Here is a 16,307-nt window from a genome sequence, read left to right on the forward strand (position 1 = left end):
AATCCATATTGATGTGCTGGGCTGATGGTCAGCCCAGCACCTGCTTTCGCGTTTACTGCTTGCGAAATGCAGTTGGGTTTACTGGATATTGAGGTGAGCTTTCACCGCTGGCAGTGCATCTTTGCCGTCTTGTGTTTTCACGCCGTCCAACCATGCAGTCAGCACTTCAGGGTTGCTTTGCAGCCATTCCTTCGCAGCCACTTCCGGTTTCTCACCGTCGTTCAAAATGCCGTTCATGATTTCGTTTTCCATTGGCAGCGTGAACTTGAGGTTGGTCAGCAGTTTGCCGACGTTCGGGCACTCAGAGGTGTAGTTTTGGCGTACGTTAGTGTAAACATTCGCGCCACCATAATTAGGGCCGAAGTAATCATCACCACCGTCCAGGTATTCCAGCTCAAAGTTGCTGTTCATTGGGTGTGGCGCCCAGCCCAGGAACACAATCCACTGATCACGGCGCACGGCACGTTTAACCTGAGACAACATGCCCGCTTCGCTTGATTCAACCAATTCAAACTCTTTCAGTCCGAAAGCGTTGGCATCAATCATGTACTGAATCAGACGGTTACCGTCATTACCGGGTTCGATACCGTAGATACGGCCTTTGAAGTTATCTTCAAACTTTGCAATATCAGCAAAGTTTTTCACGCCACCTTCAAACGCATACTTTGGCACCGCGAGGGTGTACTTTGCGCCTTCCAGGTTCATACCGATGGTTTCTACTGTGCCAGCCTCGCGGTATTTAGCGATATCACCTTCCATGGTTGGCATCCAGTTACCAAGGAACACGTCGATGTCGCCATTTGCCAGCGAGGTATAGGTAACAGGGACAGACAACAATTGGATGTCAGTGTTGTATCCCATACCTTGCAGTACAAGCGTGGTCGCAGCCGTCGTCGCGGTAATATCCGTCCAGCCCACATCAGAGAAGCGGACTGTTTCACACTGGTTTGCCATTGCCGGCATCGCAGTGAGACCCGCCGCCAGTGTGATGCTCAAACCTGCCAGTCGCTTGGTCTGTTTAATATCCATGATTACTTCCTCTTCCTTTCTTTTTGGCTGAGGGCGCAACGACTTGCTGCGCCCTTCCGTTTTTACTTGAGTGTTGCTGATGTTGCTTGTCGCCCTCACCATGCTTACTGCATAGGTCGCTTACTGCAAAGGATTCAGGCGTTGTTGAGTTTCCCAGTTCGGGTCAATCCACACCGACACATCCGTCGGCGCTTCCAGGGGTTGACCCAAAATCATGTCTGCAGCACGTTCGGCAACCATGATGGTTGGTCCATTCAGGTTACCGTTCGGGATAGTTGGGAATACTGACGAGTCCACCACGCGCAGATTGGCAATACCGCGAACACGAAGTTCGTTATCAAGCACGGCCATGTCATCGCTGTCTGCCCCCATTTTGCAGGTGCAGGATGGGTGATAAGCGCTTTCCACATTCGCCTTCACCCATGCATCAATTTCTTCGTCGGATTCAACTTTCATACCCGGTTGGATTTCGCCATCGCGATAAGACGACATCGCTTCCTGCGCCAGAATCTCGCGGGTCAGGCGGATGCAGTCACGCCAGTCCTGTTTGTCCTGTTCGGTGCTGATGTAATTGAAGATGATTTCCGGCTTGTCATTGGTGTCGGCACTTTTTATGTGCACATGGCCACGGCTTTCCGGCTTGTTTGGCCCAACATGAACCTGGAATCCATGCCCTTCCACCGCAGACTTTCCGTCATAACGGATTGCTGCCGGCAAGAAGTGATATTGAATGTTTGGCCATTTGATGCCCGCACGGCTTCGGATAAACGCACAGGATTCAAAGTGATTGGTCGCTCCGAGGCCATCTTTGAATAAAATCCAGCGAGTACCGATCAGACCTTTACTGATCAGTCCCAGCTTGCCGTTCAATGTGATGGGTTGTTTGCAGAAGTATTGGAAATAAACTTCCAAATGATCCTGTAGGTTTGCCCCCACACCTGGCAGGTCATGTTTCACTTCCACATTTGCATTTTCCAGCACGGATTTCGGGCCGACACCAGATACTTGCAACAGTTGCGGAGAACCGACAGAGCCTGCAGCACTGATCACTTCTTTACGCGCTTTCACTTCAAATGACTGACCGCCTTTTTCATAGGCAATACCTACGGCTGCTTTGTTTTCAATCAGGATTTGTTTGACCGTAACGCCTTTGATTAGCGTCAAGTTGTCGCGCTTTAACGCACGTCGAAGATAGGCATTTGACGTAGAGGCTCGAACACCACCATCCACGGTCATGTGCATGGGGCCAAAACCTTCCTGCTGATACCCGTTGTAGTCTTCTGTGATCGGATAACCAGCCTGCTCACCTGCATCGATGAACGCGCGATACAGCGGATTAAGCGCCATATCGTTACCGTTGCAGGTTCCTACCGGACCGTTACCGCCACGGTATTCGTCTTCACCACCAACCCAGGTTTCAGCACGTTTGAAATACGGCAAACAGTTTTGGTAGTTCCAGCCAGCCGCGCCATTAGCTTCCCATTCGTCAAAATCACAAGCGTGACCACGAACGTAAACCATACCGTTAATCGATGAGCTGCCGCCTAAAACCTTGCCACGTGGACAATGCAGTTTGCGGCCATCCAGCCCGTCTTCAGCTTCGGTTTCAAATTGCCATGCGTACTTTTCCGTATTCATTGGGTATGAAAGCGCAGTCGGCATTTGAATGAAAATGCTTCGGTCAGTGCCACCCGCTTCAAGGATCAGCACATGATGTTCACCTGACGCACTCAGGCGATCTGCCAGTACACAACCCGCCGATCCAGCACCAACGATGATGTAATCAAATTCTTTGTTCGACATTTCAGCCCCCATCAGTCCCGATCTCTTATGCGTAAGGACTGTCTACATCGCCCAATTCGACGTAAACACTCTTGGTTTGGGTGTAACTGCTTAGGGTCTGGATGCCGTTCTCACGACCAATACCGGATTGCTTATAACCGCCAACCGGCATTTCCGCCGGAGATGCGCCCCAGTTATTAATCCAGCAAATTCCCGCCTGAAGCTTGGCAATCACGCGATGTGCGCGGGAGAAATTGGTCGTAAATACACCTGCTGCGAGGCCATAGGAGGTGTCATTTGCACGGGAAATCACTTCCTGTTCTTCGCTAAATCGCAGCACAGACATCACTGGGCCGAAAATTTCATTCTGAACATGTGACATGTCATCCGTACAGTTCGCAAACACGGTAGGTGCAACGAAGTTTCCTTTCGCCAATTCACCTTCTGTCACTTGGTAGCCACCACATAACAGGGTTGCACCACTTGCCTTACCTTTTTCAATAAAGCCGAGCACTTTGGATAGATGTTCTTTGGAAATCAACGCGCCGATTTGGGTTTCTGGGTCGGTCGGGTCGCCCACCACCAGCTTTTCAGTGCGAGCTTTCAGTTGGGCAAGGAACTTGTCATAAACATCATCATGAACAAAAACGCGGGTGCCGTGCGTACAGACTTCACCTTGGGTGTAGAAGTTGGCAATCATCGCGCCGGATACCGCGTTATCAATATCGGCATCATCGAAAACAATCAATGGAGACTTACCGCCAAGTTCCATGGTGACTGGCTTGAGCGTACCTGCCGCATCTGCCATGACTTTTTTGCCCGTGCCGCACTCTCCGGTGAAAGACACTTTCACGATGTTGTCATGGCGCGACAGCATTTGACCCACACGGTAGTCACCCTGAACTACATTGAATACACCATCTGGCATGCCTGCTTCGGTAAAGATTTCTGCAAGCTTCAGCGCGGTCAACGGTGTTTCTTCAGAAGGCTTAAACACCATAGCATTACCCGCGGCTAATGCTGGGCCTGCTTTCCACATCGCGATTTGAATCGGATAGTTCCAGGCACCAATACCTGCACACACGCCGAGGGGTTCTTTGCGTGTATAGAAGAATTGATTTTCGCTCAAGCTTTGCTGTTCGCCCTGAATAGCCACAGCAAGACCTGCGTAATATTCGATAACATCTGCACCGGTGACTACATCAACATATTGGGCTTCCTGCATTGGCTTACCGGTATCCAACACTTCCAGTGCGGCCAGTTCGTCATTGCGCTCACGCAGTATCGCGACGGCTTTGTTAAGAATGCTGCGACGCTCTGCCGCACTCATTGAAGACCAAACCTTGAAGCCTTCCCATGCAGAAGTCACAGCAATGTCGACATCCGTTTGGCTTGCTTGTTGGACTTCAGCAAGCTCTGCACCGGTAGCAGGGTTTAATGTGGTAAAGGTTTCACCGGAAGTCGCGTTAACATACTTTCCGTGAATGTATAACTGTTTAATATCCATTTAATTTTTGCCTTTTGATATGGATTCAAATTCTTTTAGCTGAAGCTTGAGATAGTCTTCGACTGTCGCGACAGCAGCGTGTGGATCAATGCCCTCGGGAGCCAGTGCTCCACGAAGCCAAATCCCATCGATCATCGCCGCGATGCCTTGTGCAACGAAGTCTGCGCGGTCTGTCGGCATCAGTTTTTTCAATTCAATGCGAAGGTGAGATAGCAGGCGTTTTTCATTAACGCGCTGCAATCTGAAAAGCGCTGGTTGGTGCATGGCATGAGACCAAAACGCCAGCCAGGTTTTGGTGACTTTGCTGTTGACCTGATTTGGGTCGAAGTTACCTTCAACGATTGCCAGAATCCGGCCATATGCATCTTCACGGGAGGTGATGTTCAATCGGATTTGTACGCCATTGGAGAGCTCGCGAAGTACGGATCTCATGGTTTCTTCCAGAAGACCATCTTTCCCGCCAAAGTAGTGATTAATAATGCCTGCTGATACCCCCGCTTTGCGGCTGATCAGCGAAACACTTGCACCTGCCAGACCGACTTCATCGATCACTGCCATGGTTGCAGCGACTAGCTGTGGGCGGCGAATCGCTGGCATCCCTACTTTTGGCATTCATTCCTCCGGGCGTGTTCAAACATTCCATACATCGGTTAAAAATGTAGCGGAAATGTTTCTTGATTGAACGTTCAATTAAAAACAGAGTTACAAATAAAACATTTGTTGTCAAAATAATATTTTAAGTGTAAATGTGGAAAAGAAATCAATATGAGGAATTTAATATTAATATTTCAGGTATTTATAGAGAAACCATGACATACAACAGAAGTGTTCAATTGCTTAATATTTAGCACTCTAAACATTTTTAGCAGTAGCACAGCCAGCAATAGTACTCTCATGGCGAGAGCACTATCCCCGAATTTTCGACTATTCGGATATCGTTGCTATTCCGTCATCCGCTTAATGATCTTGACCGTGATGAGCGGATAAACAATGAGTGAGACCAAAATCATCAAAAATGCCATGCCAAGGAACAGCGACTGATACTCAAAAGTGGAAGGCAGCAACAGTATCAAGGCTACAGATACCGCTCCCCTTGCACCGGAAAAGTTCAGCAGCCAAAATTCATTCATTGTCAGGGGTTCACGCTCCACCCGCATCACTGGTTTTAATGCCCCTAGAGCAATAAAACGAGCCGCAAACAATAAAGCCAATGCGAGTACTGTATAGAGAACAGGTAATGTTGAATCTGATGTCAGCGTGAAATAGCTAGTGCCCAACAGGAAGAACAGCAAGGCATTGGCGGCGTAATCCAGGTATTCCCAAACCTTTTCTTCTGATTCCCTGTTCTTGCTGTCGTGATCCGGCTTATAGCCATATGCCAATGCTGCTGCAAATACCGCCAAAATTCCCGAGAAGTGAAGAAATTCAGCCAGCGCAAAGCTGCCATAGGCCAATGCCAGCGTAATATTGGTGGTAAGGATATAATGCGATGTGTGCATTAGCTTCAATACCCATCTTGCTACCCTTCCCAGCACAGCCCCAGATATCAGAGCGCCAAAAATGTGGGTGACAAAACTGAACCCTGTTTGCAGAGCATCGAAGCTTTCATCGCTAAATATTAATAAGGCGAGAATACCTGCCACTGTCACCACGAAGCCGTCATTTAGAATCGACTCTCCCTCAATCAGCAGCTTCTGATTTTCCGTCACCGCTTCATTGCCTTTAAACAGCGCACTGACTGCTAGCGGGTCTGTTGCTGAGATAATCACGCCAAACAAGAGTGCCGGAAGCCATTCCACGCCAAGCAGAAGATAAAGAGCACCACCGATCACCAGCATACTGATAATAATGCCCAGCGTGCCCGCCAGCATCGCCGGCAGCAAAATCGGCCTGAAATGAAATAGGCACATTTTCTTGGTAGAAGCGAAGATAAGGAGTGGTACAAACACAAAGAGGACAATTTCCGGATTCAATACCAACTCCGGTAGGCCCGCGTTAGAGGAGGAAGCGACCCACCCATAAAGCAATCCAGCCAGTAGAATCCAAATGATGTCGGAAAACACCATCCAGCGTTCGGATATATAGAAAATAACATTCAGCGCGACCCAGCCAAGCGCGGCGTATGTCACTAGCGCGGGAACAGATTCAGTCATAAGGCTATAAAATTTTTGAAGAAGATTGAGTTAACCATAGGGTCTGTTGACCTTTAGTGGTTGATTTTTGCAGCAGTTTGATTCCCTAAGTGTACAAATTGGATATCCAGTTACCCTATCCATCAAACGTTGAGCTTTTTTGTGTAGATAATCGATGAAAAACAGTTCACTTCCCTTTATGTATCATTTCCGAAAAGTAACCTTCCTATCTCCTGCTCTATGCTGAATGCGAGTCAAAACGAAGGGAAAGGCAATGGCACAGCAAACAAATGAGGCGCAAGACGAATCCCTACAAAGGAACCCTCAGTCCAATGTGATGCGTCGCTTCCTTGCCAGCCATCAAAGCTCGCTTCCTATTCTTTTCCTTGCGGTATTCGTTGGCCTATTAGCAGGGCTGCTCTGTACTTTCTTCGATATCGCCATTGATTGGGTCATCACGCAACGTAATGAATGGTCAAAAGCCCATGGCGAAATGTCGCTGCTGACCATAGTGGCTGTTGTCGTCAGTAGCGCTTTGCTCTCTGCATTCGGTTTTCTGTTGGTAAAGAAAGTTGCTCCAGAGGCTGCTGGTTCTGGGATCCCTGAGATAGAAGGCGCACTTGATGGGCTTCGTCCCGTTCGTTGGTGGCGGGTAATTCCAGCAAAGTTCTTTGGCGGTATAGGCGCAATTGGTGCTGGACTGGTTTTGGGACGTGAAGGGCCTTCCGTGCAAATGGGTTCCAGCGTCGGCAGAATGATCACTGATGTATTTCGGCTCAATGATGATGAAAGTCGCCACACCTTGGTAGCTTCAGGGGCTGCCGCAGGTTTAGCTGCAGCCTTTAACGCACCACTCGCAGGAATTATGTTTGTCGTTGAAGAGATGCGCCCTCAGTTTCGCTATAACCTGATTTCGATTAAGTCCGTCATGATTGCCGCGATTGTCGCGACCATTACCTACCGATATTTTCAGGGACAAGGCGCGATGATCCCCTTACCTGCACATGCAGATGTGCCTTTGGAAGCCTTGGGGCTTTTCCTGATTCTGGGGCTGATGTTTGGTGGTTTTGGCGTACTGTTCAACCGAATGGTGGTTTGGAGTATGGACGGTTTCGAGCGCCTGCACCGACATAAAACTAAGCGGTTTATCGGCATTGGCGCAGCGCTCGGCGCCATGTTTGGTGTGATGATCATTTTTCTGCCTCGATTAACTGGCGCAGGTGAAAGTCTGATCACAGATGCCGTTGGCGGGTCGTTTACGCTTTCGATGCTTCTACTGCTCTTCGTGGCCCGAACCGTCACCACTCTCGCCTGTTTCTGTTCCGGCGCACCCGGCGGTGTCTTCGCCCCCATGCTTGCACTGGGAACACTCTTCGGTACCTGTTTTGGTGCCGTTTGTATGTTGGTATTTCCGGACTTTGACATCACTATCGGAATGTTTGCTGTCGCAGGCATGGGCGCATTGTTTGCTGCTACCGTTCGCGCGCCCATTACCGGAATACTTCTGGTGATAGAACTCACCCATAACTATGAGCTTATCCTACCTCTTTTGATTACGTCTCTCGGTGCAACCATGACGGCGCAGGCCATGGGCGGAAAACCGCTCTACAGTCAGCTCTTGCAACGCACCCTGAGTAAGCAAAAAGCAGCCGTAAGCACTGAAAATGAAAATACGCCGACATAAAAAAACCGCTTCATAAAGCGGCTTTCTCAAGGGGGAGTCTGTTTATTTTAGGCAGTCTGTGCCTGTCGGTTGCTGTAAGGGCTTTTTAAATCAGTCAGCACTTTCGCACCATACATACCGCGGTAGAAAACCCAAAGGTAAGTGACACCCGCTGTCAGCATACCAATACCAAATGGGATCAGCAGCAGATTCATCAACGCCAGAGGCACTGCAATCCAAAAGGTGCGAATAATCCAGCGGAAATGGTCAACATACATGTCTTCCCCGGCTTCCTGCGCTTCTTTGCGTTTAAAGTAAGCAAACGCAGCACCAGCAATGCTGAAAACACCGAAGGTCAGCAGGCCACTAAGCAGCAGCATGTATGCGATCATGGCAGAAGATTTAAACTTTGAAGGCTTTGTATCTGTTGTCATTATATTTGTACTTATTTTTACGTGAGCGTGAAAAAAAGCGCATGTTAATTCATTAAATTGACTCAAATCAACACATCAATAAACATTTAGATAAATCACGTTACAAACTCATTTTTTTGTTCATTTAACAAGCAGAAATGGACAACTGAGATAGATTCACCCCCCAAATGTTAGTTTTCGAGAAAGCACCGGACTTACAACAAAGTATCATTAAGCGTGAGCACTATCGTGATGAGATGCAGTAACAGGGATAAAAAAAGGGCTCATCACGAGCCCTTTCGGAAATAAATTCGATTAAATCGAGTAGATGAAGTAAAGCTGGGCTTTCATTCGGATGATGATGCCGCGAATCACATCAAGGAAGCTCATAAACCCGATAGGTTTCTCACCTGATACCCACGCCAATCCCACTGCGCCGACAGGAATGTCATAGCCTTCCGGTTCTTCCAGTTTCAGCCTGACAAAATGGTGCTTGTTAGCAAGGTTTGAACCTGTAGTCATGCGCACATTGTCGTCAGTGGCAATCAGTCGGGCCTGAGATTCTCCTGTTGCTTCAACAATCCCCTCTACTTCTGCTTTAAAGATCTTACCTGGGTAAACCGGGCTCGCGAATTCAGCATACTGCCCCACTTCAACATTACGAATAGCCTGATGGTTCACCCGCATCAGCACATATTTTTCGTCGGTGTACATGTGAATGCGAGGAACCATACCGACATACTGCCCCTCACGCATGATGAAGTTGGTGACATAACCATCTGAAGGTGCACGCACTCGGGTTTGCTCTAGATTCCATTCAGCCTGCGCCGTATTCTCTTTCGCACTTTCCAGCTCGGCTTCTTTAGTTGCAACCGCCAATACTGACTTCTCTTTGGTCAAACGTGCTTGTTCAACCCCGATCTCCGCCTTTTGTATTTGCTTTTCGAGCGTAGCGATTTGCGCCTCAGCAAGTTGGACTTTATTGCGTTGCTCGTCCATCACAGATTCCGTCACGGTATTTGGCGCACGCTTGTTCTGAGTGATGTAGCGGTTAAGTTGGTTCGCTTTCCATTTAGCGTCTTCTTTTGCCGCTGCCAGTTGGCTTTCCAGCACGTTCAGATCTGCTTTAGTCGCTTCATATTGCTGCTCGTTTAAAGAAACATCCTGAATCGCCACTTCAAGTGCCACGTTTCCAGCGTGTTCAGCAACAGCAGCACGGTTGAGAGCGATCTCATAGGGTTCTGCATCAAGCGTGTAAACAAGCTGGCCTTCTTCGACGCGCTGGTTTGGATTAACGTAAATTTGGTCAACATTACCACGAATTTGGTTAGACCCCGGGCGCAATTGAATATGCGGAGACTGCACGACAGACCCACCAGTTAGATCCATCGGCGTGAAGTTCAATAAGCCAATCCATACAAAAATCAGCCATGAACCACCACCAATGTAAGCAAACGCTTTGCTATAAACGTTCCATGGCATGCCAACCAGGCGAAGCAGGTAAATAAAGAGTGCCCATACGGCCAAACCTTCAAGCATGATTTTCCTCCTTCTCGCTAACTGTGTTTGTGGTGATTTCGGTTTCATTGACCGGCTCACTCGACTCACGCCAGATGTCCCGAATCTTTCTCAGTGCCTTTTCTCCATCCACAAACGCGAGAATCACGGCAACCACCCACACCCAATGCCAGATAAAACCAATCCACGTCAGGGCGGATATCAATCCCATTTGGTGATGCTGCTTTTTACGGGCTTTGCTGACAGGCAATTCATGGACTTTCCAGAAGCCAAACGCGATTGCACCAACCGATCCCAAAAGAACAACCAGCGCGACCACATGAAGGACAGTATCCGTGGTGGTATCTACAAAAGGGGTTGCCAACAGGCTCATTCACATACTCCGATATTCATTCAATGCATGAATGCTCACACGAAGAGATTAACGACACCTGAATATGGATTGATTACATTATTTGTTGGTATATATTGATTCAAACTATCCAATCATATTCGTATTTCATGTTCGACATCTCATTTATCCGTATGGCTTACATCCGTCCGCTAATCAGTGGTGCATGTTCGAAATATCACTTAACGCCGGAACAACTGGGTATTCCGGCCTCGCTGTATCGTGATGAAATGGCACTCGTCCCCCATGCGATAGTCAATGGATGGCTAACAAAAATCGCCGAGCTCTCAGGCAACCCGTCTTACCCTCTCGCCATTGCAGCTTCCCTGACGATTTCCTCCATTGATGTGAAAGCAAACTGGTTTATGTCTGCACCGGATTTGGCAGTCACCTTCAGGCGAATCAACTATGGTTTGAGCTGCTTTCACTCAGGCGCTCACTACGTGGGAAGGCAGTCTGGAAAGTTGTTGAAGTGGTGTTATGACAACGAATACTCAGGAACGGCGGCAGGTATCGATTCACTACGCGTCGCGATTATGATGACCTCCGTTCTTCGCCATTTCACCCATGACGGTTTTGCGCCGCTGGCTGTCAGACTCAAAGGAACGGATATCGATATCAACGCTGCAAGCGAATGGTTTGGATGTGAAGTGAAGACAGGTTGTGCCATGACGGAAGTCTGGTTCGACAACAAATTACTGCTTTTGGAACATGCCGTGCCGCGCGACCATAACAAAGCGACTCTGATTTCTTTGTTTGATTTGGATGAACTGGTCAACATGCCGCAACGCGATGACCCCACCAAAGCGCTTTATGAAGTGGTGAATTTCTCCCGGCATTACGGCATGCCTTCTTTGGAAACGGTCGCATCAACACTGGGCCTTTCCACGCAGCAATTGCAGCGGCGATTACATCGACTGGGTTTCAGTTTCTCATCCATGCGGGGTTATGTGCTGAATAACATTGCGGCAAGGTACATGCTAAAGGGCTATGCCCCGGATGAGGTTGCCCGTCTACTTGGCTACAGCAACCCACAAAGCTTCACCAAAGCCTTCCAACGTGTCCGTGGGTGTACGCCGAAAGAGTACATGCGACGTATGGAACACTGATCGCGCAAACAATAAGCATGCAGCCGATCAGCCCTTCCCTTTTCGATTGAAAACACAGTAATATTTATTTGCTCATTTTGAGCATTATTCTCAGGGCGGGGCGAAATTCCCCACCGGCGGTATGTCAGCAAGCAAGAAATTGTAAGACTGGCGAGCCCGCGAGCGCCCAAGCACATGTTTGGGGTCAGCAGACTTGGTGAGAGGCCAAGGCCGACGGTTATAGTCCGGATGAAAGAGGATGATAAAAATGCACCGATTCACGGCGGCGTTCGCTTAGCCGAAGATCGGTGGATTGCGTATGGCTGCGTTCGCAGTTTGCGCTCATCCATACCCAAACGACCTGAATCCTGCATCTTCCGGACGTTTGGGTATACGCCCTGATTCTGGTATTTAAACTTAGGAGTTACCATGAATCAGACTCACACATCTCTACTTTCTGGCACCCCATTTGAGCGCGTTGAAGCGGCGCTTGAAGCACTGCGCTCGGGTAAAGGCGTTTTGCTTCTCGACGACGAAGATCGAGAGAATGAAGGTGACATCATTTATTCCGTAGACCATCTAACGACTCAGCAAATGGCACTCATGATCCGCGAATGCTCTGGTATCGTGTGCCTGTGCCTGCCTGAAGAACAAGCCGACAGGCTGGAACTTCAGCCAATGGTGGCCAATAACAACAGCGCCAACCAGACCGCTTTTACCGTTTCCATTGAGGCGAAAGTGGGCGTCACAACCGGCGTTTCTGCAGCTGACCGCGTCACTACAATCAAGACCGCCTCGAACCCAGATGCGAAACCTTCTGACCTAGCGCGTCCTGGCCACGTGTTCCCACTCCGCGCACGAAAAGGTGGTGTTCTCGTTCGTCGTGGTCACACCGAAGGCACTATCGATTTAATGCAAATGGCTGGTCTATCACCTGCCGGTGTTTTGTGTGAAGTGCAGAATGAAGATGGTTCCATGGCAAAAGCGCCAGAGATCGTTGAGTTCGGCAAGAAGCATGACATGCCGGTACTGACCATTGAAGACATGGTTCAATACCGCCTAACGTCAGCGGAGAAGATCGCTTAATCTTTCGGACGATAAGCAATTTTGAGATCGCTCACACTTTTAAATTGATGAGCGGTCTCTATTTTGTAAAAGATTAATTCCTCTCATCGTGCAACCCATCACCAAATTGTTAACCCCACCGCCTCCTTCTGAAAGCAAAATTCACCCAACACAAGAATCACCCAGCATTCCATTCACGCAGTGAATTTCATCAAACCTTTTTATCTTCAGCATCCAATAGCTGAATTGATATGGATTGCATTCATCATGAGAATTTCTAGATACAACACTGTGAACTGGAAGTTTATTTTATGAAAAAACACTTTGAGCTCATCGACAAACCGACTTTCTTCGGCGCGTTGGGGCTGCTGTTTTCTGTCATCGTTCCATTGCTGGTTTGGCCTGACCAAGGTGCAGAGTGGATTGCGATTGCAAAAACCTTTATGACCGACAAGCTGGGCTTTATGTACCTGGCTCTTGGTATCGCTGCCTTCTTTTTTATGGCTTACATCGTTTTCAGCGATATCGGACAAATCAAACTTGGTGACGCAGACGAAAAGCCAGAGTTTGCGACTGGCTCTTGGGCTGCGATGCTTTTCTGTGGCGGTATCGGTGCCAGTATCCTTTACTGGGGTACTATCGAATGGGCTTATTACTATCAAAACCCTCCTTTCCAGCTTCAGGCTGGTAGTGAAGAAGCCGTCCGTTGGGCAGCGACCTACGGTATTTTCCACTGGGGCCCAATTGCGTGGTCTATATACCTGATCCCAGCTATTCCAATTGCTTACTTCTTCTACGTTCGTAAGCAGCCTGTCCTGAAAGTGTCTGCCGCGCTGATGCCTGTAATTGGTGAAGCACGCAGCCACGGTAAACTGGGCAAGTTCATTGATGTATTGTTCATCTTTGGTCTTCTGGGTGGTGCTGCAACCACATTGGGTCTGGCGGCACCATTGATCAACGAAGGTATCAGCTACCTGTTTGGCATTCCTTCTACCACAGTGACTCAAATCGGTGTTCTGCTGCTTTGTACCGCGCTGTTCGCTTACTCGTCTTACAAGGGTATGGATGAGGGCATCAAGGTTCTGAGTAACATTAACTTTTGGGGTGCACTTGGTCTGCTGGCATTTGTACTGTTTGCTGGCCCAACGCTGTTCATGCTGGAAACCGGTCTGGACTCCATCGGTCGCATGCTGTCCAACTTCTTTGTGATGGCGACTTGGGCAGAACCGTTTGGTGGCTATGGCACGTTTGAAGACACCCACTTCCCGCAGGATTGGACCATCTTCTACTGGGCATGGTGGCTGGTATTTGCGCCGAGTATGGGTCTGTTTGTGGCGCGTATTTCACGTGGCCGTACCATCAAACAGATGGTATCAGGCTCAATCTTCTTCGGCTCTCTGGGTTGTGCACTGTACTTCATGATCCTGGGCAACTTTGGTCTGTCACTGCAACTGTCAGGTCAGTTGGATGTTGTTTCAATCTTGAATGAGAAAGGCGCGACAACTGCGATTTTCTCTATTCTTGAGCAACTGCCTATGAGCACTGTGGTTATCGCTGTGTTCACGGTTCTTTGTATCATCTTCACCGCGACCACGTTCGACTCTATTTCGTTCATTCTAGCTTCCGTAGTACAGAATAACGTGACAGAAGACCCGCTACGCTGGAACCGTCTGTTCTGGGCATTCACCCTGTCTGTGATGCCTTCAATCCTGATGTTTATGGGTGGCTTGGCTACGCTGCAAACGGCAGCAATCGTCGGCGGCTTACCTCTTCTGGTGATCGCTGTCATGCTGATGATCTCAGGTGTGAAAGCGGCAACGCTCGACCTTTCACATCAGGAAGGCTATGAAGACCCAACCATCAACATCGAAGAGTTCCCCGAGGTTGATCCTTGGTCTCGTGAAGGTATGGCGATGGCAAAGTTTGAACGACTGAAAGACGAAGCGATCACCGCAGCAAACGAAGAACGTGAGAAACTGGATGCTATCTGGGACCTCAAGAAGAACATCCGCGCGGAAGCGTTGTCACGAGGCGAAACAGGCATGGAATTGGGCGATGCTCCTCAAGAGCAGCTGGATGAAATCCAACGCCTAACTGACGAAGCTATGGCCGCCAAAGAGCATAAGCTTCAGGCCTCTGAAGCTGCGCAACAAGCGCGTATTGAGTTCAATGAACTGATGCGTGAGAAGAAGCGTTTAGAGCAAGAAGCAGAAGAACAAATGGCGTAAGCCACCAATATGACACGATAAAGGGCACATTTTGTGCCCTTTTCTTTTTACGGTTTAGCTGGTTGTCGTCATCGACGTTTTCTTTACCGAAACGGCAACCCTAGACTTTTTTTTGGCATCAGGCTCGTAGATGCGGAATTTGTTCTTACCCATTTTTTTGGCCACGTATAGCGCTTCATCTGCATGGCGAATAAGCGAGTCACAGCTGTCACTATGCTCTGGATAGAACGCATAACCTATCGATAGTCCAACCTGAATCTCAATACCGTCTACAAAAATAGGTTGCCCAACAGATTCAATCAGCCTTTCTGCCATCACGGGCAAATACTCACGACTTTCTGGGCCGCTATAGACAATGGCAAACTCGTCACCGCCCAACCGGGCCACCGTGTCTTGATCCCTACACTGCTTCAACAATCGGTCAGCCACTATCTTGAGGCACTCATCACCAATGGGGTGACCGTACTCATCGTTGACGGGCTTAAAATCGTCCAAATCAAGGATAGCAAGCGCGATATGGCGATCTTGAACCTGTGCGAGTTCCAGTGCCATTTTTAAATCGTCATTGAAACGAATGCGGTTTGCCAGCTTGGTCAGTGGGTCGCTCATGGCTAATTTTGTCGCCTTCTTTTCCGCACGTCGGCGACGCTTTATCTCTCGCTTTAGCCTCAAATTCCAGTGGTAGAACATACCCACAGTAAAGATGGAACACACTAAGATAGCCGAAACGACCCACCAGAACAGACCCCATTCAAAGCCGGTTTCGTACTTCACCGGGAACCAGCGTTCAAAAATTTCTTTCCTATCTAAGGGTGTGATTTCGTTGATAGCGAAATTGAACAACTCCACCAGTTCAGGATGGTCGCGGCTAACCAGAATGGAGAGCTTTGCGTTTGAAGGTAGCACCCCACCAATTTTCACATTAATGATATTGTGCTCTTGAATGATGTAGACCAGCGAGCCCAATACACTCACAAATCCATAGACTTCTTTGCTCTCAACCTTCTTTAACCCTTCTTCCGTTGAGTCAAAGGATCTGAAGTCTAAATGGGGATAGAGCTTTGGCATAATTTCCGAAGCTGGAGAATCACGAAGAACACCTATCGTTTCTTGTGCGAGGTTATTGAGATCATCAACAAACGGCGTATCCATATTGGTTGCAAGTGCGCGGTGTGAAGTGAAATATGGGACCGTAAACATAAAGTCCTGACGCTTTTCGTCGGTGGCAACCTCCGCGACAATAATGTCACATTCCCCTGCTTTTACTGCTGCCAGACTTTGAGAATAAGTTTCAGTAGGATAGAGATGAAAAGGAATCCCCAGCTTATTGCTGATAAGTGTTGCGTAGTCCGCTAATACACCCACATATTCACCATCCTGATTGATGTATTCGAAGGGTAACCAGTTGGGCTCAACACACATTGATACCCCTTTCAGGGAATCGAGATAAAGTTTCTGTTGTTCAGATAATTGCTTGGCACGAACAGACTC

The 16,307-nt window shown here is 48.5% G+C and carries 13 protein-coding genes and 1 riboswitch; of the genes, 4 read left to right on the plus strand and 9 right to left on the minus strand.

Translation table 11 applies throughout. The annotated features are described in order from the left end of the window. Positions 1 to 78 precede the first annotated feature (78 nt). From GCE9029_RS16250 to GCE9029_RS16270, 5 genes are all read right to left on the minus strand, one after another. On the minus strand, positions 79 to 1,029 hold the full coding sequence (locus GCE9029_RS16250) for a choline ABC transporter substrate-binding protein (protein WP_062665737.1): 951 nt from the start codon (positions 1,027 to 1,029) through the stop codon (positions 79 to 81). Between the two features lie 120 nt (positions 1,030 to 1,149). Further along, entirely contained in the window at positions 1,150 to 2,832 is a 1,683-nt protein-coding gene (gene betA, locus GCE9029_RS16255) for a choline dehydrogenase (RefSeq protein WP_062665739.1), read from the minus strand. 25 nt (positions 2,833 to 2,857) lie between these two features. Beyond that, positions 2,858 to 4,318 (minus strand): betaine-aldehyde dehydrogenase, encoded by a 1,461-nt coding sequence (betB, locus tag GCE9029_RS16260; RefSeq protein ID WP_062664769.1) that lies wholly within the window; start codon positions 4,316 to 4,318, stop codon positions 2,858 to 2,860. Then, positions 4,319 to 4,930 (minus strand): transcriptional regulator BetI, encoded by a 612-nt coding sequence (gene betI / locus GCE9029_RS16265; protein WP_062664771.1) that lies wholly within the window; start codon positions 4,928 to 4,930, stop codon positions 4,319 to 4,321. It abuts the gene before it with no gap. A gap of 329 nt (positions 4,931 to 5,259) precedes the next feature. Beyond that, on the minus strand, positions 5,260 to 6,471 hold the full coding sequence (locus tag GCE9029_RS16270; protein ID WP_062664773.1) for a cation:proton antiporter: 1,212 nt from the start codon (positions 6,469 to 6,471) through the stop codon (positions 5,260 to 5,262). A gap of 253 nt (positions 6,472 to 6,724) precedes the next feature. Between GCE9029_RS16270 and clcA the strand changes: the two genes are divergently transcribed. Then, the gene (clcA, locus tag GCE9029_RS16275) at positions 6,725 to 8,134 is read left to right on the plus strand and encodes a H(+)/Cl(-) exchange transporter ClcA (protein ID WP_062664775.1); all 1,410 of its coding nucleotides are present in this window, start codon (positions 6,725 to 6,727) and stop codon (positions 8,132 to 8,134) included. Between the two features lie 47 nt (positions 8,135 to 8,181). Here clcA and GCE9029_RS16280 read toward each other — a convergent pair whose 3' ends face one another. The 3 genes from GCE9029_RS16280 to GCE9029_RS16290 form a co-directional block, all read right to left on the minus strand. Then, positions 8,182 to 8,547, minus strand: coding sequence for a DUF4870 family protein (locus GCE9029_RS16280; protein ID WP_062664777.1), 366 nt, complete (start codon positions 8,545 to 8,547; stop codon positions 8,182 to 8,184). A gap of 294 nt (positions 8,548 to 8,841) precedes the next feature. Further along, positions 8,842 to 10,065 (minus strand): HlyD family secretion protein, encoded by a 1,224-nt coding sequence (locus GCE9029_RS16285; protein WP_062664779.1) that lies wholly within the window; start codon positions 10,063 to 10,065, stop codon positions 8,842 to 8,844. Then, positions 10,058 to 10,417 carry an MFS transporter gene (locus tag GCE9029_RS16290; protein WP_062664781.1) on the minus strand — a complete coding sequence of 120 codons (360 nt, stop codon included), beginning with the start codon at positions 10,415 to 10,417 and terminating at the stop codon, positions 10,058 to 10,060. The genes GCE9029_RS16285 and GCE9029_RS16290 overlap by 8 nt, the downstream gene beginning before the upstream one ends. Positions 10,418 to 10,545: 128 nt before the next feature. On the opposite strand from GCE9029_RS16290, the gene GCE9029_RS16295 reads away from it, so the two are divergent. From GCE9029_RS16295 to GCE9029_RS16305, 3 genes are all read left to right on the plus strand, one after another. Next, positions 10,546 to 11,544 carry an AraC family transcriptional regulator gene (locus GCE9029_RS16295; RefSeq protein ID WP_062664783.1) on the plus strand — a complete coding sequence of 333 codons (999 nt, stop codon included), beginning with the start codon at positions 10,546 to 10,548 and terminating at the stop codon, positions 11,542 to 11,544. Between the two features lie 82 nt (positions 11,545 to 11,626). Further along, a riboswitch (FMN riboswitch) is annotated at positions 11,627 to 11,788 on the plus strand. A 164-nt stretch (positions 11,789 to 11,952) separates the two neighbouring features. Next, a complete protein-coding gene (ribB, locus tag GCE9029_RS16300) occupies positions 11,953 to 12,609 on the plus strand; it encodes a 3,4-dihydroxy-2-butanone-4-phosphate synthase (protein WP_062664785.1) in 657 nt (218 codons plus the stop codon). Positions 12,610 to 12,899: 290 nt separating this feature from the next. Further along, positions 12,900 to 14,816 carry a BCCT family transporter gene (locus GCE9029_RS16305; protein WP_062664787.1) on the plus strand — a complete coding sequence of 639 codons (1,917 nt, stop codon included), beginning with the start codon at positions 12,900 to 12,902 and terminating at the stop codon, positions 14,814 to 14,816. A gap of 54 nt (positions 14,817 to 14,870) precedes the next feature. Here the strand turns inward: GCE9029_RS16305 and GCE9029_RS16310 are convergent, their stop codons facing one another. Beyond that, positions 14,871 to 16,238: a diguanylate cyclase domain-containing protein gene (locus GCE9029_RS16310; RefSeq protein WP_197475371.1), complete on the minus strand. Its 1,368-nt coding sequence runs from the start codon at positions 16,236 to 16,238 to the stop codon at positions 14,871 to 14,873. Positions 16,239 to 16,307: the final 69 nt, after the last annotated feature.

The sequence above is a fragment of the Grimontia celer genome, from assembly GCF_900055185.1.
In the GTDB taxonomy this organism is placed as follows: Bacteria; Pseudomonadota; Gammaproteobacteria; order Enterobacterales; family Vibrionaceae; genus Enterovibrio; species Enterovibrio celer.